The 25,265-nt window shown below is 70.1% G+C and carries 11 protein-coding genes; 6 read left to right on the forward strand and 5 right to left on the reverse strand.

The window, feature by feature from the left end; all coding sequences use genetic code 11:
* Nucleotides 1-3,942: RHS repeat domain-containing protein (locus ACZ4FV_RS07030; protein WP_465322062.1), on the reverse strand; the 3,942-nt coding region annotated here is incomplete at its 3' end.
* Between the two features lie 192 nt (nucleotides 3,943-4,134).
* Here ACZ4FV_RS07030 and ACZ4FV_RS07035 point away from each other — a divergent pair.
* From ACZ4FV_RS07035 to ACZ4FV_RS07045, 3 genes are read left to right on the forward strand one after another with little or no spacing between them, the layout of a single operon-like run.
* Nucleotides 4,135-4,941, forward strand: a complete 807-nt coding sequence (locus tag ACZ4FV_RS07035) for a hypothetical protein (protein ID WP_465322064.1) — start codon at nucleotides 4,135-4,137, stop codon at nucleotides 4,939-4,941.
* Nucleotides 4,942-4,992: 51 nt separating this feature from the next.
* A complete protein-coding gene (locus tag ACZ4FV_RS07040; RefSeq protein ID WP_395859348.1) occupies nucleotides 4,993-5,304 on the forward strand; it encodes a hypothetical protein in 312 nt (103 codons plus the stop codon).
* Nucleotides 5,305-5,355: 51 nt separating this feature from the next.
* Entirely contained in the window at nucleotides 5,356-5,682 is a 327-nt protein-coding gene (locus ACZ4FV_RS07045) for a hypothetical protein (protein WP_395859347.1), read from the forward strand.
* Between the two features lie 74 nt (nucleotides 5,683-5,756).
* Here ACZ4FV_RS07045 and ACZ4FV_RS07050 read toward each other — a convergent pair whose 3' ends face one another.
* The 3 genes from ACZ4FV_RS07050 to ACZ4FV_RS07060 form a co-directional block, all read right to left on the reverse strand.
* A complete protein-coding gene (locus ACZ4FV_RS07050) occupies nucleotides 5,757-10,313 on the reverse strand; it encodes an FtsK/SpoIIIE domain-containing protein (protein ID WP_465322066.1) in 4,557 nt (1,518 codons plus the stop codon).
* Between the two features lie 31 nt (nucleotides 10,314-10,344).
* The gene (locus ACZ4FV_RS07055; protein ID WP_465322067.1) at nucleotides 10,345-13,008 is read right to left on the reverse strand and encodes a hypothetical protein; all 2,664 of its coding nucleotides are present in this window, start codon (nucleotides 13,006-13,008) and stop codon (nucleotides 10,345-10,347) included.
* A gap of 565 nt (nucleotides 13,009-13,573) precedes the next feature.
* Nucleotides 13,574-14,629 carry an O-antigen ligase family protein gene (locus ACZ4FV_RS07060; RefSeq protein ID WP_395859344.1) on the reverse strand — a complete coding sequence of 352 codons (1,056 nt, stop codon included), beginning with the start codon at nucleotides 14,627-14,629 and terminating at the stop codon, nucleotides 13,574-13,576.
* A gap of 98 nt (nucleotides 14,630-14,727) precedes the next feature.
* Here ACZ4FV_RS07060 and ACZ4FV_RS07065 point away from each other — a divergent pair, with 98 nt between their 5' ends.
* Nucleotides 14,728-15,351 (forward strand): acetyltransferase, encoded by a 624-nt coding sequence (locus ACZ4FV_RS07065; RefSeq protein ID WP_395859343.1) that lies wholly within the window; start codon nucleotides 14,728-14,730, stop codon nucleotides 15,349-15,351.
* Here the strand turns inward: ACZ4FV_RS07065 and ACZ4FV_RS07070 are convergent.
* A complete protein-coding gene (locus tag ACZ4FV_RS07070) occupies nucleotides 15,344-16,279 on the reverse strand; it encodes an NAD-dependent epimerase/dehydratase family protein (protein WP_395859342.1) in 936 nt (311 codons plus the stop codon). The genes ACZ4FV_RS07065 and ACZ4FV_RS07070 overlap by 8 nt on opposite strands.
* 270 nt (nucleotides 16,280-16,549) lie before the next feature.
* On the opposite strand from ACZ4FV_RS07070, the gene ACZ4FV_RS07075 reads away from it, so the two are divergent.
* On the forward strand, nucleotides 16,550-19,741 hold the full coding sequence (locus ACZ4FV_RS07075) for a DUF4082 domain-containing protein (protein ID WP_465322069.1): 3,192 nt from the start codon (nucleotides 16,550-16,552) through the stop codon (nucleotides 19,739-19,741).
* Nucleotides 19,742-19,987: 246 nt separating this feature from the next.
* On the forward strand, nucleotides 19,988-24,736 hold the full coding sequence (locus ACZ4FV_RS07080; protein ID WP_402237522.1) for a DUF4082 domain-containing protein: 4,749 nt from the start codon (nucleotides 19,988-19,990) through the stop codon (nucleotides 24,734-24,736).
* The last annotated feature ends 529 nt before the right edge of the window (nucleotides 24,737-25,265 follow it).

Consider the following 25,265-nt stretch of genomic DNA (forward strand, 5'->3'; position numbering starts at 1 on the left):
GTCCCAGATCTGGAAGTCGGGGTCGGCCTCGTTGGTGACCTTGAAGTCGTCCGAGGCGGAACGGTATTCGCCGCGCTTGATGGTGGTGCCGTGTCCGTCCCAGACCTCGAAGCCCTGCGTCGGCCCCGTGCGGGGTGCGTCGAACACCTGATACGTGCCGTCACCGAGGGCCCGGCCCTGCCTGAGCACCGGGTCCGTGCCGTCGACCGTGTGCCGCGTTCCCCAGATCTCGAAGTCGGCGTTGTGCGTGTTGGTGACCTTGAAGTCACCCGTCGCGGGCCGGTACTCCGCGCTCTTGAGCACGCCGCCCTGGTGGTCCCAGATCCCGAAGTTCCGCGTCGGGTCGGCGCGTGGTCCGTCGTAGACCCGGTATGTACCGTCGGGGCGTGCGTAGGCGTCGTGGAGTACGGGGTGTTCGCCGTCCGCACCCCGCCGGCCCCAGATCTGGAAGTGTCCGCTCGCCTCGCTCACGACCTTGAAGTCGTCGGTAGCGGGCCGGTATTCACCCCTGGCGAGGACCGGATGGCTGTCGTCGGCGCCGCGCGGACCCCAGATCTGGAAGGGGTCGGTGTCCTTCTTGGGCATGCGGTGTACCTGGTAGGTGCCGTCGGGGAGTCGGCAGGCGTCCGCGATGAGCGGATAGGTGCCGTCCGCCTGACGCGGCCCCAGGATCCGGAAGTCCGTATCGCCGATCCTCGGGCCGTCGAAGATCTGGAAGGTACCGTCGCCCAACCTGCGAGCGGTCTCCCGCACGACGTGGTTGGAGACGATGTCGCCCGTTCCCGACCCCCGTTCCCAGATGTGGAAGTTGTGCGCAGGGTCCATCGGGCCGTCGAAGACCCGGAACCTCCCGTTGCCGAGGTGCCGTGCGTCGGTGAGGACGGGATGGCTGCCGTCGGCGCCGCGCGGGCCCCAGACCTGGAAATCCTCGGACCCCACGTCGGTGACCTTGAACCGGCCGCTCTCGGGCAGGTGTTGCCCCTGCTTGAGGACGGTGCCGTCGAGGTCCCCCCAGATCCGGAAGTCCGAGCCGGCACCGGCGGGTCCCGCGAAGACCTGATAGGTGCCGTCGGGGAGGAGGTAACCGTCGTGGAGCAGCGGGCGGGTGCCGTTCGGGCCCATCGGGCCCAGAACCTCGAAGTGGTCCACGGCGTTCGGGCCGCCGAACCTGGCGATCGCGGGCTCGTGGGGCTGGGCGACCCGATCCTGTTGTTGCCAGGCGTACGTCTCGCGGGGCCTGGTGTCGTTGACGTGCTCCACGGGCGGGAGGCCACCGCGCAGTCCCGGCAGCTTGGCCAGGGCGTCGGCGACCTTCGGTGCCGCGACCGCCGGGTCTACGCCCCACGCCTTCAACGCCGCCGTGGCGTCCGCCAGTGCGAGCCCGGCGTTGGCCCGGGTCGCCGTGGCGATCATCAACTCGGCCCGCCCCACGCCGCCGCTGCTCTCGCCGGTGAACTGCCCGGCGCGCAGCGCCTGCTCGGTCGCGGCGGCCCGATCGAAGGCGTGTCGGGCCCGGGTGTAGTCATGCCACGCCTCCAGCCGTGAACCGGGCAGCGCAAGCGTGGACTTGCCACCGGGCCCGGGCCCCGTGGCCACGTCGTCGAGCACCTTGGCGACCAGATTGTCCTGCGTGGCCCCCAGGTGGGCCAGCGCGTTCGGGGGGAGTGGTGCGCGCCCGCCGCCGACGGTGTGCGAGGGCGCGGTGGGCGGCGGTCCGGGCGCGGGAGTGACCTGGGGCGGGTCGGCACGCAGCGGGATGCGTTCGCCGACGAGGGCCGACACGGTGTTTGTCGTGCCCCGACCACCCGCCAGGTCCGGGCGAACGCCGGCGCCGTTGCCGCCCGCGAGGTCGACCGGGGTGAACCGGGCCGAGGCGGCCGGGACGTGATCGGTGTTCCGGGGACCGCCGGCCAACAGGTTGAACGCCGTGTCCCGGTGCAGCGCGGAGACCCCCGGGCCGCCGGACCCCGCGGGCGGGACGGGTGGCGCCGGCGTCGACCCGACCTTGCCCGGTACGGGCGCCAGCAGGTCGAACACGTCCACCGCGGGCGCGGCCCCGCCGACCGGCGCCGTGGACGGCGAGACGGTCGACGTCGACCGTACGTCGAGCGGGCGGGTCGTGGTGCCCTCGGTGAGTGCCGTCGGCGGATGCGTGGACGTGGGCACGCCGGGCGAGGACACCGAGTGCGACAGGCCCGGGGTGTGCGTGGTGGTGGTCGGCGCGGGGACCTTGTTCGCGAGCGGGTCGGGGGCCGTCGCCACGAAGCGGTCCGTGCCGACGGTGGTCAGTGTGGTGTCGCCGTGGGTGAGCCGGCGCATCTCCGGGAGCGGGGTCATCCGTACGTCGTCGCCCAACCCGATCGCGCTCTTGGCGAACGACTGGCTGCTCTCGACCGCGCCGCCGATCGTGTGCGGCGTCATGGCGCCGAGGTTGAGGCCGTGCAGCGCGGACATGCTTCCGGCCTGGTTCAGCACGTCGTGCAGCGAATTCCACTGCACGTTCGGCGTTCCCACGTGGCCGACCGTGGTGCCCAGGGATCGCAGGCCCTCGTGTCCGAGCAGGGTGTGGTCGAAGGTGTACACGCCGAGCCCGTAGTGCGGGGTGTACAGGCCGCTCGCCGCCGGGACGAACACGGCGGTGTCGAACGAACTCCCCGCTCGCGCCACGCCGCCCGGGTCGAACACGCCGATGGACAGGTTCGGATGGCCCTTGAACAGCGCCAGGTCCTTGCCCATCGGCCCGCCGGGCGGGGCCAGGGTGGGGGTGTGCCCGCCGAGCTTGCCCGCGCCGCCCGCCGCCGCCGGCGGCACGCCCAGCGACGCGCGGATGAAGTCCTTCTGGCTGCCCAGGACACCGCGTTCCCAGAAGCCGATCTTCAACGCCCGGGACAGGCCCAGCTTGGCGATCTCGTCCCCGGCCACCGGCAGGATGATGCCCAGCGAGCCCCAGCCCTTGAGTTCGCCGAAGCCCTTCTTGGCCACGGCCCAACCGGTCTTGCCCACCCACACGATCGCCTTGAACGGCAGCACGAGCAACTTGCCGACCAGCGCGCCGCCCTTGAAGAGCAACGTGCCGGTGAGCAGACCCGCGTAGGCGAGCGCGAACCTCCAGCCGGCCAGGTTGAATCCCTTGAGCCCGGTGCTCAGCAGCGACAGCAGGTCGCCGGCGCCCTTGAACAGGTTGACCGCGCCCTTGCCGAGTCCCACCAGCAGGTTCTTCAGGCCGCTGAGCAGCGCGGGCAACAGCGCCTTGGTGGAGGGGAACAGCACGCCCAGGATGTTCAGGAACAACTCCAGGCCGGTGGCCTTGCCCCGGGCGAAGTCGGCGATGGTCTTGCCCAGCACGACCAGGTTGGCGCCGAAGGCCAACAGGCCCAGCGGGCCGCCGAACAGCACGCCGAGCACGGTCAGCACGATCGTGAAGATCTTGAAGAAGTCCCAGAACTCCTCGGCGACCGTCTTGGGGCTGGTCTTGAGCGCGGTGGCCGAGGCCAGCGACTTGCGCGCCTTCTCGACCGCCTCCAGGTACATCGTGCGCGCCGTGGCCATGGTCGCCCGGGCCGCCTCCAGACCCGGGTCGTTCTCGGGCAGCGGGGCCGCTGCGTTCAGTGCCTCCTGGGCCTTCGCCTGGGCCGCGAGCAGGTCCGTCGAGTAGCCGGCCAGCGCGGTGCTCGCGAGCTGTGTGGCCTGGGCCAGCTTGTCCACGAACAGCTTGAGCTGGTCCTTGACGTGTGCGCGCAACTCGCCGGCCGCCTCGCCCATCAACGGCGCGCCCGCGCCCTCCTGGACCAGGCCGGCGAGTTTCGTGGAGGCGTCGCCGGCTTTCTTCGTCAACGCGGCCAGATATAGCGAGGCATCCGTGATCGAGGTCGGATCACCCGGCGTCGGGTCCGTCGTGTATCCCAGCTTTTTCAACGTCGTGGCATCGACATTGCGTGGCATGGGCCCTCCGGGCGGCGGTTCGTACGCGTCGGATGTCGCTGCTCGCGTGGTGGATGTCGCACTCGCGCGGCACGGATATCGGCACCGTTGTGGGTGCGGCTCTTTATTCTCCGGCAATCTTGTCCGATGATGAGACGCGGCGCCAGTGTTCGGACCGCAGAGCTCGCGCAGAGCCGTCGAATGGAGTTCCCTTTGCCCGATATCTCCCTGGATTACACCGAGCTTCGCAAAATGGCGAGCGCGTTGACACTGCTCGCCAATACCTTCCGGGACGATGTGTCGAAGTTCCGTACCCATGGTTCCGGAGTACCCGGGCAGCACGGTACGGTTCCGGCGAAGGACATCGGTGGAGTGGCCGCTCCACTCGGTTCCTTCTACACGGCCTGGTCGTTTCCGATGGGCAAGGCCGTCGACGGCCTGGAGGCGCTTTCCAAACTCCTCGGCTATGTCGCGGACGGTGCGGAGGCATGGGACGACGGCGTCGCGGCGCAATTCGCCGCGACACCGGGACGTAATCCACTGAATCGCTGGCTGGAACAGAAGAAGACCTGGGAGGAATGGCTCAAGACCCACCCGGACGGAAAGCCCAAGGAAGGCGAGACGGCCCCCCCGCAACCGAGCGCCGAACCGCCCCTGCACTACACCAGCACCGACAAGAACGGCGTCACGACCGAGGTCACGGTCAAGGTCGACGCGAACTACAACGTCACCGAGCAGACGGTGACCATCACCGACCACGGCAGCACCTACACCGAGCACACCACGTACGGCGCAGGTGGGGCCTACGACACCGTCACCACCGGCCGCGACGGCTCGGTGACCACGGAAAAGGTCACGGTCGACGGCTCGGGTCGGGGCACCAAGACGGTCACCGACAAGGACGGCACGACGGTCTACACCACCCCGAACGTCAACGACCCGAAGGCCGAGTGGACCAAGGTCGTCAAGGACCCGCCGGCGCACCGGCCGCCTATCGGTGGCGGGCGCCGCGAGATGTAGCGCCCGCGGATTGTTTCGAACGCGTCACCACACGCCGGCGAAGGAGTTTCCATGCCCAGCGACTTCAAGATCACCTACGACCAGGTGCGGACCGCCCAGCTCGAAATGACCCGGGTATCCGAGGCGGCCGTCCTGGAAATCCGCCGACTCCAGGGAAAGGTCGACGGATTGCTCAAGCCCGGTTCCGGCCTGTGGCTCAAGCTCAGCAGTGAGGAACTCAACACCAAATACAAGACGCTGAGCACGGACCTGGAAAAGGCAATATTTACGATCGGCACATTCTCCGGTCAATTCGACAAGATTGTCGAGGCGGCGCGGAAGCTCGACGAATCGATGAAGGCGGCTCTCCAGAAGTCGGCTTGAGTACATCGATCACCCCCGACACATCACCCCTCCACCTCGGAACGGATTGACATGACCACTCCCTTGGGCACGGATGTCGACGTCAATATCGCGGAGGTCCAACTGGTCTCCGACGACATGGTGCAAAGCGCGGCCAACACGCAGACGGCATTGAAGAGTCTGCGAACCACCGTGACGACGTTGCTGAACCCAGACGGTGGCCTTTATCTGCGGAAGACCAGCCCGCAGATGACCCAGTCCTATGACGAGCTGACCAACTCGCTCGACAAGGCGATGGTTTCGATCAAGCAGTTCAGCGACACCTTCCAGGTCGTCGTGAACAATTTGCGGAGCCTGGACGGCGAGGACGTCCCGCCGCCGGCTCCGCACAACGCCTGACCCGACCCGGAATTCCCGATTCCCCGCGGGGCCCCCGGGAACCGCGTGACCATCCGCACCGCGCCCCATCGCCGTCACTCGGCGGTGGGGCGCAGGTGCGTCTCGGGCACGAGCACCGGAGCCAAAAAGCCTTTGCGGTCCCGGATCCAGGCATGCCCGATCCGCAACGGCTGACGGACCCGCTCGGTGGGCAGTCGTGCGCCGATCAGATCACCCTCCCCACCCAACTGCGGCGACAGCAGGACGCCCTGCCGGTTGCGCCGGACATCGCCCAACCACCCGCTGAGCGACTGCAACAACGTCTCGGCGGTGGCCGCGTACGCCAACCCGACGCCCCGGTCGCGACCCGAACCGATCACCTCGCGCAGCGCGTACCCGACCATCGAGCCCATCTCCGACAACAGATCCGCGTCGTCGATCAACACCACCGCCGGACCGGCCAGGTCCTCGACCGCGGCCGTGGTCCGCGAGCCGTCCGAGTCCGCGCCCTCGACCAACGTGACCAACGGGTGCGCGCGCAACAGCCGCAGCGGCGAATCGCGCGGCGTGATCGCCACCACCCGGGTCCCGCTCGCCAACAGCGACACCGCCATCGTGGCGAGCGTGTTGCTGCGCCCACTGCCGGGCGGCCCGACCACCGCGAACGTGTGCTGCGCGTCCCCGAAATCCGCGCCCACCGCGCCCACCGCGTCCCCACCGATCCCCAACAGCGCCCACAACGGCCGCCGTTGGGCCGGCGTCACCGCCTCGTACGCCTCGGCGAAAGTGATCGAGGTGGGCAACGCGGCCAACTCGAACGGCCGGCGCGCCGCGTCCACCGCCTTGTCCCGCTCGCGCGCGTCCGCCGCGATCCGACGCAGCGCCTCGACCTGCTCGCGCCCGCTCTCGCCCGGAGCCAACAGGCACACCTGCGCCTCGGTCCACGACCCCGACACCAGGATCCGCCCGGGAGGCATCGAACCGGGGATCGCGGTACGCGGCACGCCCGCCCCCGAGTACTCGGCCCGATCGGCCAACCGCAACAGCACCATGTCGTCGTTGACCGAGGACAACCGCCCGTTGATCAAAGCCCGTTCCGAGGTCATCACCAGGTGGATGCCCGCCGCCGCGCCCTCGCGCAACAACCGCACCACCTCGTTCATCACCCGACCGTCGTCGTACTCGTACAACGTCGGCGCCAGCGGATCCCACCCGTCGATCAACAGGAACACATGCGCCGGACACCCCTGCGCGTCGCCCGCCCGCAACTCGGTCAGGCTTGCGCACGCGTGTCGGGACAACAGCTCCTGACGCACGCTCAGCTCCTCGCCGAGCCGCGAGATCAGCCGGTCGATCCGACTCAGGTCGTTGCGCGGCACCACCGTGCCGCAGTGCGGCAAGTCCGCCAGCGCGGCCAGCGCGCCACCACCCGCGTCGATCGCCTGGATGTGCACGACCCCGCAGGAGTGCCTCTTGGCCAGCGCCGCCGCCATCGTGCGCAACAGTTGGCTGCGCCCGGTACGCGGCGCGCCCACCACGAACAGGTGGCCGAACGTGCTCGGATCCAGCAACACCGCCTTGCGCGCCTGCAGATGCGGCACGTCCTCCATCGCCCACGCGACCGGCTCCAGCGCACCCGGCGCCGGATCGGCGGCGGGCGCGGGTTCGGGCAACTCGTCCGGCAACACCCGATGCGGCAGCGGGTCCAACCACGGACTCGGCGGCTTGGTGAAGTCCGGGAGCACCGCGGCCGCGGCCGAGATCGCGGTGACCAACTCCTTGAGGTCGGTGGTCGGCTCGGCATCGCCCACCTGCGGTTGCGGCTCCACCTCCGGCTCGGCGGCGGGCGGACGCGGGCGACCCAACCGGCTCCAGGACAACACCGAGGTCTGCGGCCGGACAACCTCCGGCGCGACCGGGAGCGGGCGGACCGGCTCCGGGGCGGCCTTGGTGTCCACCCGCTCGGTGCCCGCGTACGCGGTCTGGAACGGGATCACCGTGTGATGCGAGGTCCGCGCCAACGCCCGGCCCGGGGTGGCCGAGGAGATGGCCACCGCGTCCTTGGTGTCGATCACGTCCGAGCTCTCGCCGGCGTCGGTCACCCGCAACGCGATCCGCAGGTTGGTGTTGGCCCGGATGTCGGCCGTGATCACCCCGGCCGGACGCTGCGTGGCGAGCACCATGTGGATGCCCAGCGAACGCCCGCGCTGGGCGATGCCGACCAGACCCGGGATGAAGTCCGGCACCTCGCGCACCAGCGTCGCGAACTCGTCCACGATCAGCAGCAGTCGAGGCAGCGCGGGCAACTGCGCGTCGCGCAGCCGCTTTCCCCGGTACTCCGCGTGGTCCTTCGCGCCGACCATCGCCAACAACAACTCGCGGCGCGTGAGTTCGGCACCGAGCGAGGCCATCGCACGGTGTACGAGCTGGGCGTCCAAGTCGGTGACCATGCCGAGCGTGTGCGGGAGTTCGACGCAGTCCTTGAACGCGCTGCCGCCCTTGTAGTCCACCAACACGAAGGTCAGCTCGTCCGGGCGGTTCGCCGCCGCCAGCGCGGCCACGAACGACTGCAACAGCTCCGACTTGCCGGACCCGGTGGTGCCCGCGATCAGCGCGTGCGGACCGTCCAGGACCAGGTCGAAGGAGACCGGCCCGTCGTAGCCGACGCCGAGCGCCACCCGGGTCGACGCGGGCCGGCGCCGCCACCGCTCGCCGATCACGGCCGGGTCGGGCGGATCCAGCGCCAACAACCGCGGCAACAACACCCGATCCGGCAACGCGCCCTCGTCCGGTGAGGTGACATCGCGCACCGGCGCCAGCGCCCGGGCGATCGCGTCGCACCACCCGACGGTCGGCAGGTCCGGCCGTACCTCGGTCACGGTCGGCGCGCCGTGCCGGCGCACCGTGGCCACCGGCCCGCGCGCCGCCGACGCGTCGTCCACACCGATCACCGCCGTGCACTCCTGGGGCAGGAAGCGCTCCTCGGAATCCACACAGATCGAGAACACCCGCACCTGCGGGCCCTCCTGCAACACCTGTGTCATGCCCGGGATCTCGCGCAACCGGCGCGCGCCGTCCACCACCAGCACCACATCCGGCTCGGCGAACACCGCGTTGCGCAACAACGTCTCGGCCGCGGCCTTGCGCGCGCGCACCACCTGGACCAATTCGGCGACACGAGCCGCGATCGTCTCCGGATCACTGCCGATCAACACCTCGGGCCCGCCGCGCACCGTGCCGCGCGCGTGCGGCAACCAGGCCAACCACCCCCACGCGTCGGCACCGGCCGCCCCGGTCAACAGCCGTACCTGCACGTCCCGGGGGCTGTGCATGATCGCCGCCTGCGCGACCAGCCAACCCGCCATCCGCAGCGCGGGCCCGTTCGGCCCCGCCACCCCGAGCACACCCTGCTGGGGGAGATCCACCGCCGTGGGCACATCCGGCACGGTCCAATGCGCGCGCCGATCCAGCGACTCCGAATCGGAATCCTCGACCTCGTTGAGCGACGTGTGCGCCGAGGTGCCCACCCGCAACACGAGATGGTCCGGGTCCACCCGCCGCCGCTCCCACAGCCGTTGCCCCGGCCCGGTCGCGAACAGCCCGGTCACCGACGGATCCGGGATCGCGTCGACCCGCCCCCGCCGTTCCACCTCGGTGCTCGCCGCGACATCCGCGAGCACCTCGGCCTTGCGGATCCGGTACGCGGCCAAGTCCTTGACGAACTGCTTGCGCCCGCTGCGCCGCGAGGAGATCCAGTTGGCCAGCGCCATGATCGGGCTGAAGATCGCGAAGATCAGGAAGAAGTACGAATGGAAGATCTTGACCATGACCAGGCCGAGCAACATCGGCGCAAGCGTGATCAACATCGGGAACGGCTGCCTGAAGTTGCCGCGCGGCCGGGTCGGGATCCGGAACCGCCCGCCCTTGACCGGCTCGACGATCCGCGGCGGCCGGTTGAAGTCCAGCCCGGCGCCGTCCGCCGACGGCACGATGTCCGCGCCCGCGTCGAACGGCGCGGCGGTGCGCAGCAATACCGGACCCACGGTCAGGCCCAGCCCGAGTTCCCACTCGACCTCGCCGACGATCGGCTGCTCGGGATCCGGCGGCGGCTCGTCGGCGAACTCCCGGTCCTTCGGGTCGATCGGCCGCGCGGGTGTGTCCTCCTTGGCCCGGTACACCCGCCCGAGCCGAATCTCGCTGCCGGGCGGCACCGCGACCCGGACCGCGCCGGACGGCCCGACGATGACCCGGATCCCGTGCGCCGGCACGCCGGGCTCGTCGATCCGAATCGCACACCCGGGATCCGCGCCGATGTCGTAAGTGCCCATCGGCAGCGGCCAGATCCGCCCCGCACCCGGGCCCGCCGCGAGATGCACCTCGACGAGCGGCGGGTCGGGGCGCGCGTCGATCGGGTCGGCGGAGACCGGGCCGAGGGTGAGTTCGCTGCCCTCACGGATGCCGCACACCGACAACACGGCGTCGTGGTCGAGCACGGTGTCGGCCAGACGACAGGGCACACCGGGCGCGCCCAGGTCGTGTGTGTCGGCGAGGTGTTCGAGGAGTTCGCCGACGGTGGTCCCGGAATCCGCCTCGATCACGATCGAGTCCCGCCGACTCCGCGCGGGCTCGGACACGGTGATGGTCAGTCGCATGCGATCGCCTCCAGGGGAACGCGGACGGCGGTCACAACCGCTCACCCCGGCCGGGGACGTGCTCCGGGTCGGGATGGGCGGGAACTGCGGGGTGGGGTGGGTCGGCGGGGTCCGGCGGGATGGACGGGGTGGTCGGGGTGGTCGGGGTGGTCGGGGTGGTCGAGATGGGCTGGGCGACGGGCGTGGTCGGGTCGGTCGGGTCGGCGGTGGGGGCGGAGTCGACCGGGTCGCGTGGGGGAGTGGTGGCGGGTGGCTCGGTGCGGATGGGCGGGGTGCTGGGCTTGATGGGGTCGGCCGGGCCTGCCGGCTCCGCCGGCTCCGCCGGGTCGGCGGCGTGGGCGGGGTCGGCCGGGGTGGGCGGGAGTGTGGGGGTGGGCGGTTCGGTTGGTGGAGCCGGGTCGCCCGAGTGAGGCGCGCGCGCCGAGTCGGCCGGGTCCGCGGGATCCGCAGCCGGGTGGGTCGGCGGAGCTTGGTCGGTCGGATCAGGCCCATCCGTCGGGTCGGCGATGTTCGCTGCGCCGGGCCGGCCTGCCGCGCCTGCTGTCTCCGTCGGGTGGGTGGTCGGGGCCGCCGGGGTCGCCGGGTCGGCGGAGCGGGGCGGGTTGGTTCGGGGCGCGGGGATGTTTTCGGTCGGAGTCTGGGTGTGGCGTGCGGAGGCGAACGCCGGCGATCGGCGAGGAGGGGTGGGCGGAGCCGAGGGTGCGGATCCTGGGGACGCGGATCCCGGGGACGCGGATCCCGAGGGTGTCGGTGCCGTGATTGTCGGTGCCGTGGGGCCGGTGGGCGCGGGAGCGGGTACGGCCGCCTGCCGGGTGGACTCGGGAGCGGGTGTGGTGGGCGAGGTCGCGGCACCGGACCGGGGCGGGCTCGGAACTCCGGCCCGGGAAGCGGCGGATGCGGTTGACGCCGACGCCGACGCCGGCCCGGATCCGGATGCCGGTATAGGCCCCGACGCGGCGGCCGGAGCGGCGTCGGATCCGTTCACGCTGCCGGTCGACCCGCCGGACCTGCCCGCCCGGGCGCTGCGCGGTCCGGACGCCGTGGCAGCCCCCGCCGAGACGGATCCACCGGGGACGCCCGGTCCGCGGGAGACGGGAGGCCCACCCGCTGCCGAGCCGCGCGCGTTCGCCGGACCGCCGGCCGAGAGGTCCGCAGCAGATGCGTTCGCGGCCGAATTCCCCCGGTTCGTGACGCCCACGGGCGAGTCGCCCGCTCCCGCCGTGCTGCCCGCTCCCGCCGTGCTGCCCGTGCGCGCCGCGCCGTCCGCGCCGGCCGCGCGCTCGGGTGTGGCTCGCGCGCTCGCCCCGCCGGGGGCCGAAGCACGCGTGGTTGCCGTACTCGTAGCGGGAGCGGTAGCCGCAGCCGTAATTGTACCGACCACCTCTGCGACAGCCGAGCCTCGCGCGTTCGGCGAGCCGGCAGCCGACGCTCCTGCCGCCCGTGCACTCCCGGGCGAGCCGTGCTCATTCCCCACGCAGGCAGTTGCCGCCTCCGGCCTCGCGCCTGCCCCCGGGATCGAGGTCCGTGCGTTCCTCGCAGGGGCAGCCGACCCGTCCGCCCCGCCGCCGCCCGCCCCCGACAGGGTCGCCCCCGGCAGAGCCGCAGCCGGGTTCGGTGGCGTCGGGCTCGGAGGGAGCGGTTCCGAGGGGGTCAGGTGTCCGGAGCGGACCACTCGCGCGACCGCGCGGGCCAGGCCCGCCGTCTCGACCGGGCCCAGGCCGTCCGCAGCGGGCAGGACCCCGAACGCGTCCGGCCGCAGTGTCAGGCGGCGCCCGCGCACGTCCCCGAGCACGAGCATCCGCCGCGTCCGGCTCCGGGTGAACGCCGCGAGCTCGTCCTCGAGTTCGGGTTCGAGTTCGGGCTCCGCGCAGACCATGACCCGCACCCCGGGATCGGCGCACAACTCGCCCGGCGTACGGCCCGCGAAGCCCGGATGTACACCCCGAGCCACCCCGACCGAACCCGCCGGCAACCGCCGGGCCAGTTGCGCGGTCAGCGCGTGCCCCAGGTCACGTCCGGCGGCCGAATCCCCGGTTACCGCGACCACCGGCGCCACCGCCGACAGGTCCAGAAGCACGACACCCGAGTCCAGCAACCCGACCACGACCGGCAGCGCAGCCTCCGCGTCCGGGGCCGCCGAATCCGGTACTCCCGAACCCGGTGCCGCCGAATCCGGTGCCGTCGCGCCCAGTTCGGCCACCGAGGTCGACCACAGCAGGGGATCCTCCGGGTCCGCCGCCCAAGGCCCCGTCACCTCGGGGGAATTGGCGGCGGTGAGCCGCACCGACACCCGCTCGTCCGCCAGGACCACGGCCCAGGGCTCGACGCCCGCCGACCGCGCCCGCGCCACCGCGCGCGTCGTGAGATCGAACGTCTCGGGCGTACCCAGGTACCGGGTCAGCGTGGCCACCCCGCGTCGATCCCGTCGCCAGGCGACGAACGGTGCGGCGAACGCCCGCCCCGTCACCACGACCTGTTGCCACAACCCGCGGAACAACCCACGCGGCCCCGCCCGGCGGGCGAGCACCCGCAGCAACACCACGACGAGGACCACGAGTTCGAGCAGAGCCAGCCAGGCGATGCCCCGGTTGCCGCTCCAGAAGTCCGTGCCGAATGGATTCGCGGCCGTTGTGCTGCTGATCGTGCCCTCCCGAAGAACAGGTGATACCGAGGCCACCTGGAGATCAGTGAGCATTGAAGCAGTCGCGCAGCGTATTCGAAAGGCCTGAGGCGAAATTCGGGAAAGGGCTTTCCGGAAGCATCCGTCACCGTTTCGGGGGTAGGGAAGGACGTCGGCCAACCGCATCGACCTCATGGTCGACCGGGCCCATGTCCACCTGGTGAAAGGGCTGTGACCTGCATATACGGCGAGATGCCCAGGGCTCGTTCACACCTGCGCGGCAGCGGCCCCCCGGACCGCCCGTCCCGCTTTCCTCATTCTCTGGAAAATCCCGCAACGAACTCGAAACGGGATTCCGGCAATCCTGCACGCGGATCGACAAACCTGCGAATCGACGTGACATTCCCCTTGCCTGGGAAATATGTGCGCCCGTGTTGCGGCGATTCCACAAAATAGACGCGGAGTCGCTCGCGCGACACGGATCTGAGCATCATCTGAGGTTTCGCTCGCACGAGTGGGCGTATACCTGGGCAAGCAGGGCAAATCGGCTCAAGAACCCTATTGCGCCCGAAGATGCCACCCCGGCGCCCCCGCAACCCCGCCCCGCAACTGTGCCGCGCAACCCCGCTCCACGTCCCCGCTACAACACCCCACGCTCCAAGCGCGCCCGCAATTCCGGATCCGGACTCGCCGTCGCCGCCCCGGCCAACAGCCCGACCGCCACCAACACCACCGGAAATTCGGCCACATAGTCCATCGAAGCCTGCACCACGAACGCCGTGAACGTCGCCGTGCCCACCACGACCACCGCGACCGGCTGCGGCGAACGCCACAACCGGACGTACATCCACCCCACCAGCGCGACCAGACACAGTGCTCCCGGCACCCCCTGCTCGGCGCCTTGGCGCAGCCACAGCGAATGCGCCGACCGCGCATCCGCGTCCGCGCTCGCGGTCGGACTGTTCGTCACGAACATGCCCGGACCGGTCCCGCGCAGCGGGTAACTCTTCGTCAGGTCCACGGCGTCGGACCACAGTTGCACCCGACGCTCGGTCAGACCCGCCTCGGCGGCACCCTCCAGGCCGCCCGTGCGGCTGCCGAGCACCCCCAGCACCACAGTGCCCAAAGCCACTCCGAGCACACACACCGCCGACACCACCACGACCGTGCCCTTGCGATACACCACCGCCGACATCAACGCGGTCAGCAGCACGGCCAACGCGCCGACCGCCGCCGCCACCGACCGCGTCGCGAAGGCCGCGAGTACCAACAACCCGGCCAAAACCAGGATTTCGCCCCGCCGCCGATCGGATGCGACGACCAGCGCGGCCAGACACGCGGCGCCCACCGCCTGCGCCACCAACGCGCCGTCGGCGTTCCCGTACTCCAACGGCGGCGCCGTGGCATCACCGCTCAACGCGCCGGGCCACAACACCAGCAGCGCCGTCACCCCGCCGGCCACCAGCGCCGGCGCCAATAACGCGGAACGCGCGCCCAGCACTCGCCCCAGCACATAGCCCCCGACCGCGGCCAACAGCGCGAACAGATACGCCTCCGGCTCACCGGCCCGATTCGCCGCCGCCGCCAACGCCCACATCGCGGTCGCCGCGACCACGGCCGTGCCCAACAGGTCCAATCGGGACAGATACCGCGCCGAACCCCGGACCCGATGATCGCCTTCCCGGTCAGTACTCACAGCACAATCCGCTTCCGCTCGAGGATCCGGACCACCCGTACCGCGCCCGCGTGCGCAGGCACCCCATCCCGGCCGCCCGGCGATGCCAGGATGTCCCCATGCCGCTCTACATCTGCGGGGCCGGCGGCGTCGGCCGCGAAGCCCTCGACGCCGCGATCGCCGCCACGCTCACCGTCACCGCTTTCCTCGACGACGCCCGAGCCGGCGAGAAGGTGCGCGGCCTGCCGGTGCTGCGCCCGACCGACGTCGACGCCGGCGACTACCTGGTCGGCATCGCCGCACCCGACGCGCGCGCCCGACTCACCCGCCTGCTCGACGAACGCGGCCTGCACGCGGTCACCCTCGTACACCCGCGCGCGGTCATCTCGCCGGAGACCGCGATCGCCGCCGGCTGTCTGATCCAGGCCAACGCGCACGTCTCCAGCAGCGTCACCCTGGGCCCGCACGCGCAGGTCCACTACAACGCCACCATCGGACACGACGCCGTACTGGACGCGCGCAGCACCGTGTACCCGGGCGCGAACATCTCCGGCAACGTGCACCTGGGCGAGGACGCCACCGTCGGCAGCAATGCCGTGGTCCTGCAAGGGCTGACCGTCGGCCCCGGCGCCTTCGTCGGCGCGGGCGCCGTGGTCACGCGCGACGTACCGGCGGGCACGACCGTGGTGGGCTCGCCGGCCCGCCCGCTGCGCCCGCGCGAGGCCGCGGACCGGCTCAGTTGAGCCGAGACCGGAACCACGCGACCGTCTGCGCGAGTCCCTCGCGCAGTTCGACCGGCTCCGCGGTCGGGAACAACGCGCGCAGCCGCGACCCGTCCGCCTGCGAGTCCCGCACGTCGCCCGGCCGAGGCGGCGCGTGCTCGACCTCCACCGGATGCCCGAGCACCTCCGTCAACAGGGCGATCAGCGCGTTCAGCGAAGTCCGCGAACCGAACGCCAGGTTGACCGGGATGTCGGAGACCACCCGGCGCAACACCGCGTCGATGAGCACGGCGCATACGCTGCCGATGTTGGTGAAGTCGCGCGTCTGTTCGCCGTCGCCCTGCACGGACAGCGGTCGACCGGCCAACGCCGCGTCCACGAACCGGGGAATCACCGCCGCGTAGGCGTGATCGGCCGGCTGACCGGGCCCGAACACGTTGAAGAAGCGGAACGGCAGCACCGGCAGGTCGTAGCAGTTGCCGTAGGCGATCAGATACGACTCGGTGGCCAACTTGCTGACCGCGTACGGACTCAGCGGCGCGGTGCGCATGTCCTCGCGCTTGGGCAACTCGCGATTCGCGCCGTACACCGACGACGAGGACGCGGCCACCACATGGATGTTGCCCGCCCGCCGTGCCGCCTCGAGCACCTCCAGGGTGCCGGTCGCGTTGGCGTGATGGCTGGCCAGCGGCGCCTCCACCGAGCGCGGCACCGACGGCAGCGCCGCCAGGTGCACCACCGCGTCCGCGCCGGCGAACGCGCGATCGAGCAACTCCGGCTCCAGGATCGACCCCTGATGGAACGTCACCTTCAAGCCGTCCAGACTCGCGAGCGACCCCGTGGAAAGGTCGTCGACCACGTGCACGTCGCGCACGACGTCGTGGTCCTGCAACGCGGCGGCCAGATTCGAGCCGATGAAACCGGCACCGCCGGTGATCACTACCTTCACAAAGTCCCCCCGGACCATCGTGCGGAACCATCCCCGCCAGGGCCTGTGTTTCGAACTCCCCCAAGTCCGATCCGAGGCCGACCCGCCCCCGGTTCCCGCACTGTACCCACGGCCCGCTTCACGAGAGGGCAAAACCCGGACAACAGGCCGGAACGTGCGCCACACTTTCCCCTATCTCGGACCCGGGACACCGCCCCGGGCACCGATACCGGGTGGGGGACACTCATGAAATTGCCCAGACCACGGCTGCGCAGAGCGACGATTCCGACATTGTTCGCTTTACTGCTCGCGCTGACCGTCGCGGCTCCGAATACACCCGAGGCCGCCGCGGGGCCGTGTGACGCACCCGTTGCGAACGCGGTTGCCTGCGAGAACACCAAGACCGGCAACCCGCGGACCGAATGGGACATCAGCGGTGCCGGCAGCAACGCCATTCAAGGCTTCTCCACCGACATCAGCGTCAACGCCGGTGGCCAGATCAAGTTCAAGATCGACACGTCCGCAAGCTCCTACCGCATCGACATCTACCGACTCGGTTGGTACAACGGCAACGGCGCTCGCAAGGTCTACACGATCCCGGCTTCGGCGGTCACGCCGCGGCAACAGTCCGGCTGCGACACCGACAACCTGGTGACCGGGCTGATCGACTGCTCCAACTGGACCGACTCCGCGTCCTGGAACGTACCCGCGGACGCGGTATCCGGCTACTACATCGCCAAACCCACGCGTACCGACGGCTCATCGGGCGCGAGCCACATCCCGTTCGTGGTCCGCAACGACGCGTCGCACTCGGCGATGTTCATGCAGGCATCCGACACCACCTGGCAGGCGTACAACGCCTACGGTGGCAACGACCTCTACACCGGGCAGCCGGTGGGCCGGGCGTACAAGGTCAGTTACAACCGACCCTTCACCACGCGTGCGGACAATCCCGGGGACTCGCTGTTCAACGCCGAGTTCGCGATGCTGCGCTTTCTGGAACGCAACGGCTACGACGTCACCTACACGACCGGCGTGGACAGCGACCGACGCGGCCAACTGATCAAGAACCACAAGGTCTTCCTGTCGGTGGGACACGACGAGTACTGGTCCGGCACCCAACGCGCCAACGTCGAGGCGGCCCGCGACGCGGGGGTCAACCTCGCCTTCTTCTCCGGCAACGAGATCTTCTGGAAGACCCGTTGGGAGAACGGCGGGATCAACGGCAACGGCCCCGATCACCGCAACCTGGTCTCGTACAAGGACACCCACGCCAACGAGTCGATCGACCCGCTCGGCCCGGCCATGTGGACGGGCACCTGGCGCGACCCGCGGTTCTCACCGCCCGGTGACGGCGGCCGACCGGAGAACAGCCTCAGCGGCACCATCTTCACGGTCAACTGCTGTACGACCGACATGAACGCCAACGGCGCCGACGGCCGCCTTCGCCTGTGGCGGAACACCCGCCTCGCCACCCTCGGCCTCACCGCACAAACCACACTCGGAAGCGGAACCCTCGGCTACGAATGGGACTCCGATCTGGACAACGGCTCCCGGCCCGCGGGACTGATCCGACTCTCGACCACGGTCAAGTCCGGCATGTCCGTGATCCAGGACCAGGGTTCGACCTACGCCGACGGCAGCTCGACGCACAGCCTGACGCTCTACCGCGCACCCAGCGGCGCCCTCGTCTTCGGCGCGGGCACCATCCAGTGGGCCTGGGGTCTGGACGTGTACCGGGTCGGCGCCAACGGCACCGTCGACACCGCGATGCAGCAGGCCACCATCAACCTGTTCGCCGACATGGGCGTGCAGCCCGGCACGCTGATGGCCGGCATGGTCGCGGCGACGGCGAGCACCGACACCACCCGGCCCACCTCGACCATCACCGCGCCGACCAACGGCGGCAGCCTGCCCGCCAATTCCAACGTGACGATCACCGGCACCGCGACCGACACCGGCGGCAAGGTCGGCGGCGTCGAGGTCTCGGTGGACAACGGCGCCACCTGGCACCCGGCCACCACCGGCCGGGAGAACTGGACCTACGTATTCACCACCGGCGCTGGCGGCTCGATCACCATCAAGACCCGGGCCACCGACGACAGCGCGCGGACCGAGATCCCGTCCGCGGGCGTCACGGTCACCCTCGGCGGGCCACCACAACCGGTGAACTGCCCATGCACGCTGTGGACGCCGACCGACCAGCCCTCGTCCGGCCCGGATCCGGACACCGCCGCCACCGAACTGGGCGTCAAATTCCAGGCCGACCGGGCCGGTTTCATCAACGGCATCCGGTTCTGGAAGAACGCCGAGAACACCGGCACACACACCGGGACCCTGTGGTCCGCGTCCGGCAGCCTCCTGGCCACCGCGCCGTTCACCGGCGAAACCGCGTCCGGATGGCAACAGGTGACATTCGCCCAGCCCGTGCCGGTCACCGCCGGAACCACCTATGTCGCGTCGTACCAGGCGCCCAACGGCAGATACTCCGCCGACCAGGGCGGCCTGACCAACGCGCACATCCGCGGCCCGCTCACCGCACCGGCGAGCAACACGTCCGGCGGCAACGGCGTCTACCGCTACGGCACCGGATTCCCGACCTCGACCTGGAACGACAGCAATTTCTGGGTCGACCCGGTGTTCACCACCTCGAACACCACGCCGACCAACCCCGCGCCGGTGGTCACCGCGACCGCCCCGGTGAGCGGGGCGACGCTCGCCCCGGTCGGCGGCAACATCACCGCGACCTTCGACCTCGCGGTCCAGCCCGCGACGATCGTGTGGTCGGTCACCAAGGCGGACAACAGCACCGTCGCCGGCACCGCGAGCTACAACGCCGCGACCAGGGTCGCGGCCTTCGACCCGACCGTCGACCTGGCCGCCGGCACGACGTACACGGTGTCCCTCACCGGCGCGCAAACCGCCGAGGGCACCACGATGGCCGCCAAGACGTGGTCCTTCACCACGGCGGGCAGCACGCCGCCGCCCACCTGCAACCCGTCCTGCACGATCTGGCCCGCCACCGCGACGCCCGCCGTGCTCCAGGACAGCGACACCACCGGCATCGAACTCGGCGTCAAGTTCAGCAGCACGGTCCCGGGCAAGGTCACCGGACTGCGGTTCTACAAGGGCGCCGGCAACACCGGCACGCACACCGGAACGATCTGGTCCGGCACGGGCACCCTCCTCACCAGCGCGGTCTTCGGCAGTGAGACAGCCTCCGGATGGCAACAGGTGAACTTCACCCAACCGGTCGTCATCGCGGCCAACACCACGTACGTGGCGTCGTACTTCGCCCCGGTGGGCCGGTACTCCTCCACGGACGGCGGGTTGACCGCGGCCGCCGGCACCGGACCCGTCAAGGCCGCCGCGTCCGGCACCGTCGGCGGCAACGGCGTGTACGCCTACGGCGCCGGCGGGTTCCCGACCGACACATGGAACGACAGCAACTACTGGGTGGACGTCGTCTTCACCACCAACTAGCCGCGGCAGCCGGTCGCGGCAACACCGAACACCCGGACATCGAACGCCCGGACATCGAACGCCCGGTACCCGGCACCGAACCCGATCGAGTCACCACCATCGACCGGGCAAACCCCGGAAGCCGGCCGCCGGCGGCACCGATCCGCCGGCGGCCGGCCCCGAGGGCGAGCGCGGCGGCCCGGACTCCCCGCGCCGCCCGCCCCGAACCACGAACCGACCGTCATGCCATTGAGGAGCACCAACTCGATGAAGGCTGCCCGCGCCAGAACCAGATCGGGTCACCGACAACGCAGAGGAACGTGGACGAGCATCGCGTTCGCCGCGATCGGTGCGTTGCTGTTCACCCTGTTCGCACCGATCACCGCGGCCCAGGCCGCGCCATGCAGTCCGTGCTCGCTGTTCGCCGGCGCCACCCCGAACGGCGCCGTGACCGACACCGACGCGGTGGCCGTCGAACTGGGCGTGCGCTTCAAGCCCAACAGCAACGGCACCATCACCGAGATCAAGTTCTGGAAGGACGCCGGCAACACCGGCACCCACACCGGCCGGATCTGGGACACCGCCACCGGCACCGCGACCTCGGTGACCTTCATCGCGGAATCCGCGTCCGGCTGGCAGACCGCGACCTTCACAACTCCCGTGCCGGTCACCGCCGGACACACCTACATCGCCTCCTACGTGGCACCGGTCGGCCGCTACACGGTCACCGACAACTACTTCGCGTCGGACCGCACCGTCGAACAACTCGTCGCCCCCGCCAGCAACGGCAACCAAGGCAACGGCGTCTACACCTACAACCCCGGCGGCGGCATGCCGACCGACTCCTACCAGGCCGGCAACTACTGGGTGGACGTTTCCTTCGTCCCCGGCGCCGACACCACACCGCCCACGGTCACCCAGACCACCCCCGCCGCGAACGCCACCGGAGTGGCCACCGCCGCGCCGCTGTCGGTGACCTTCAACGAGCCCGTACAGCCCGCCACCATCCAGTGGGCGGTCAACCAGACCGGCGGCCCGGCCGTCGCCGGCACCGCGACGTACAGCGGCAACACGGCGACGTTCCAGCCCTCCGCGCCACTGGCCGTGTCCACGGGCCACACCGTCACGGTGACCGGCGCCAAGGACGCCGCCGGCAACACCATGGCCACCAAGTCCTGGTCGTTCACCACCGGCACCGGCGCCAGCCAGTCCGTGGAGACCAACATCTGGACCGGCCCGGTCAGCCCGAACACGCCGAACCAGACCGACAACAACAGCGTCGAGGTCGGCGTCAAGTTCCGCACCACCACCGACGGCCAGATCAAGTCGATCAAGTTCTGGAAGCTCACCGGCAGCACCGGCCCGTACGCGGTCAGCCTGTGGGACAAGAACACCCAGACCCGCCTGGCCACCGTGCCCAACGTCAGCCGCACCGGGAGCGGTTGGCAGACCGTCGACCTGCCCACCCCGATCACCGTGCACGCGGGCGTCACCTACGTCGCGTCCTACTTCGCGCCCAACGGCAACTATCCCGCCAACACCGGCTCGTTCTCCCAACCCGTCGGCAACTCGCTGATCACGGCCCTGGCCGACGGCGTCGACGGCGGCAACGGCGTCTACAAGTACAACGCGGGCAGCATCTACCCCACGGACAGCTGGAACGGCAGCAACTACTGGGTGGACGTCGTCTTCAGCACCAACGCCGAGGACACCGTCGCCCCCGCGGTCACCGGCCAGTCGCCGATGCCGAACGCCAACGGCGTGCTCTCCGGCGTGCAACCCTCGGTGACGTTCAGCGAACCGCTCAAGCCCACCGGCCTGAGCTTCGTCCTCAAGCGCAACGGCACGGCCGTACCCGCCGAACTCGAACTCGACAACCCGACCACGCCGACCCAGCTCACCCTCAAACCGGACGCCGAACTCGCCTACGGCACGCCGTACACACTCACCGTGAGCGGCGTCAAGGACCAGTCCGACAACGCGATGCCGGACACGACCTGGACCTTCACCACCGGCCAGGCCCCGCCCACACCACCGTGCGACGCGCCCAACACCGGCCCCATCCTGGTGATCAAGGCCGACTCGAACCCGTTCAGTTGCTACTACACCGAGATCCTGCGCAGCGAGGGACTCAACTCGTTCGCGGTCAAGGACGCGAGCGCGGTCAACGCCGCGGTGCTCGGCGGTTACACCACCGTCGTCCTCGGCGACTTCGCCCCCTCGGCACAACTGGTCACCGACCTCACCACCTGGGTCAACGGCGGCGGCAACCTGATCGCGATGCACCCGCGCGCCGCCCTGGCCGGCCTGCTCGGCCTCGGTACCTCCGGCGGCTTCCAGGCCAACCAGTACATGAAGGTGGACAGCGGCACCGCCGCCGGCGCCGGCATCTACAGCCAGCAGAGCATGCAGTACCACGGGCCCGCCGACGTCTGGACGGTCCCCGGCGGCGCCGGCACGGTCCGAGTCGCGGACCTGTACACCCGCACCGGCACCACCCCGCTCGGCCCCGCCGTCACCACCCGCCCGGTGGGCAGTGGCACCGCGTCCGCGTTCACCTACGACCTGGCCCGCTCGATCGTGCAGACCCGCCAGGGCAACCCGGCCCAGGCCGGCGTCGAGAACGACAACTTCTCCGACAGCGGCGGCCCGCTGATGCGCGCCGACGACATGTTCTACCCGGACTGGATCGACCTCAGCCGGGTCCAGATCCCGCAGGCCGACGAGCAGCAGCGCCTGTTCGCCAACCTGATCGAACTCGGCAACCGGGCCAAGGCCCCGATCCCGAGGACCTGGTACCTGCCCGGCAACGCCGCCACCGCGGCACCCGACCTGCTCAAGGTCGTGATGGTCTCCACCGGCGACAACCACGGCCAGAACCTCAGCGACATGCAGGGCAGGGTCACCCGCTACAACAACAACAGCTCCGACCCGGCCTGCTCGAGCCCGATCGCCGCACTGCGTGACGCCGCAGTACGGAACTGGAAGTGCATGCGCGGCACCATCTACGTCTGGGGCCCGGGACCACAGGGCACCCAGGCGCCGTCGGTGTCCGACGTCCAGAACTGGACCGCACAGGGCTTCGAGATCGCCCGACACGTCGACCAGAACGGCAGCTGCCCGCAGCTTCGTGCCGGCGCCTCCCAGACGGACATCAACGCCGGACTCGGCGCGGTGTACGAGAACAGCCTCGACGACTTCACCCGCTACGCCCCGCTGAAGCCCACCACCAACCGGACGCACTGTCTGACCTGGCCCGACTGGAGTTCGAACGCCTCGATCGCCCGGGCCAAGGGAATCCGGCTCGACACGAACTACTACTACATGCCGGATTACTGGAAGAACACGTGGGGCGGGCCGCTCATGAAGGCGAGCCCCGGATTCTTCACCGGTTCCGGCTTCCCGATGCGATTCACCGACCCGAGCGGTCAGATGATCGACATCTACCAGGGCACCACCCAGATCAACGACGAATTCCAACAGGTCTACCCGGACACGTTCGACCAGCTCGTCAACGGTGCCAACAACGACGGCTTCTACGGCGCGTTCGTGATGAACAACCACACGGACTCGGCGAACGCCAACGGCGGGGTCGGCAACGTGGGCCAGCTCGACATCGAACAGGCCCTGATCGCGTCGGCCAAGGCGAAGAACGTCCCGATCGTCTCCGCCAAACAATTGCTGGACTGGACCGACGCCCGGAACGCGTCCACCATCACCGGCCTCAACCGGGTCGGCAACACGGTCACCTTCACGGTCAACCAGAACGCGGCCGCGACGAACCTGATGACGATGTTGCCGACCACCGGCTCGGGCGGCACGACCCTCACGGGCCTGTCCCGAGGCGGCTCTGCGGTCACCTTCCAAAAGACCACCGTCAAGGGCATCGAGTACGCCGTCTTCGACGGGACCTCCGGCGCGTACACGGCGACCTACGCCAACGCGGTGGCGCCGCTGATCGCCGAGGCCAAGGCGGCCCCGGCCGCCGACGGCTCGGGCACGCTGACCTGGAAGACCGACGTGCCCTCCACCACGGAGATGCAGCTCGGCACCAAGCCGGACCAGATGCCGATCACCCACAAGAGCGTGGAGACCGCAGGCGAGCACAAGGTCGCCCTGGGCGCGCTCAAGCCCGACACCACCTATTACTACCGACTCACCTCGGAGAACGTGAAGGGCGAGCGCACGGTCTGGCCCGCCCCGAACGCGAAGCCCGCGGAGTTCCGCACGCCCAAGGCCGACCGCAAGGCGCCGGTGATCAGCGACGTCTCGGTCAAGACCTGGCCCGACGGCAGCGCCGACCTGACCTGGAAGACGGACAAGCCCACGACCACCTCGGTCCTTCTGGGCGACAACCCGAACTCGGTCCGACCGGTATATGCGGACCGGAAGCAGTCCACCACCGAGCACCACGCCAAGCTCGGCCACCTCGGCGCAGGCAGCACGTACGCGTTCCGCCTCGCGGGCGTCGACGCGGCCGGGAACGAGGGAACCTGGACGGGCGGCAGCGGTAGGAAGAAGGACACCGCGCGTCTGGTGATGCCCAGGCCGGGTGTCGCCGAGACGGGCGCGTTCGACTTCACCAACGGCACCGTCTCCGGGGGAGCGGTGAGCGGTGACCGTCCGGACGCTCTCACCCTGGACAAGGCCCCGACCGGCACGTATGTGTCGAAGGCCTTGGACGCCGGCCGGATGGTGACGTGGCTGGCCGGTGATTGGCAGGCCGAGATTCCCAAGGGCACGACGCTGCGGGTATCGGTGCGGACCGGGACGACGGCGGTTCCGGACGCGAGCTGGACCGCATGGAAGGACCTGTCCCGACCGGGCGACACCATGGGGACCGCATCGCGTTTCCTGCAATACAAGGTGGAGCTCACCGGCGACGGGCGCGCATTGCCCACCCTCAAGGGCATCGGCTTCACACACGACGGCAAGGTCACGACCACGCCGCCGGTGACCGAGGCGGGACCGAACACGGTGCCGGGCCCGAACCCCGTGACGGGGAAGGGGCGTTGATCCTCGACTGAGCCCGCAGGGGCGGTACGAGCGGCCGGGCCCGGAGCGATTTGGAGCTCCGGGCCCGGCCGTGTACTGTTGCGAAGTCCGCCCGGGAGGCGAGCAAATCCATGATCACCGATTAGGCGATCGGGAATGCGCTCCGCTAAAGTCTGCGGACGCCGCCAAATGCCTCGGAGAATGTGAATTCCCGATGCCCGAAGCGGTGGGCGAAGCAGGCCGGAAGGGCTGCTAAGCTCGAAGAGCCGGAAGCCGGGGAAACGAGAGTTTCGAAGGCCGAAAGCACGAAGCAGCGGACGAAAAGCGGGTCGGAAGATCTGCTAGAGTCCGGGAGGCGGAAAACGCGGAAACGCGGTTGAAGCCGAAAGCGAGGAAAGCGAAGCCGCCGAAACGGTGTGCTAAGCTGGAAACGCGAAAGCGAAACACGGAAAACAAAAAACTGAAACACCTTGAACGTTAAACGCCCGGAGGGCGCGGTTGACTCCGCACCAAAGGAAGCGTCCGTTCCTTGAGAACTCAACAGCGTGCC

Source organism: Embleya sp. NPDC025285, assembly GCF_055558835.1.

Excerpts from the sequence above, each read along its gene's own strand:
- ACZ4FV_RS07040 (WP_395859348.1), top strand. The coding sequence starts at position 4,993 with ATGCCCAGCGACTTCAAGATCACCTACGACCAGGTGCGGACCGCCCAG.
- ACZ4FV_RS07045 (WP_395859347.1), top strand. The coding sequence starts at position 5,356 with ATGACCACTCCCTTGGGCACGGATGTCGACGTCAATATCGCGGAGGTC.
- ACZ4FV_RS07050 (WP_465322066.1), bottom strand. The coding sequence starts at position 10,313 with ATGCGACTGACCATCACCGTGTCCGAGCCCGCGCGGAGTCGGCGGGAC.
- ACZ4FV_RS07055 (WP_465322067.1), bottom strand. The coding sequence starts at position 13,008 with ATGCTCACTGATCTCCAGGTGGCCTCGGTATCACCTGTTCTTCGGGAG.
- ACZ4FV_RS07065 (WP_395859343.1), top strand. The coding sequence starts at position 14,728 with ATGCCGCTCTACATCTGCGGGGCCGGCGGCGTCGGCCGCGAAGCCCTC.
- ACZ4FV_RS07080 (WP_402237522.1), top strand. The coding sequence starts at position 19,988 with ATGAAGGCTGCCCGCGCCAGAACCAGATCGGGTCACCGACAACGCAGA.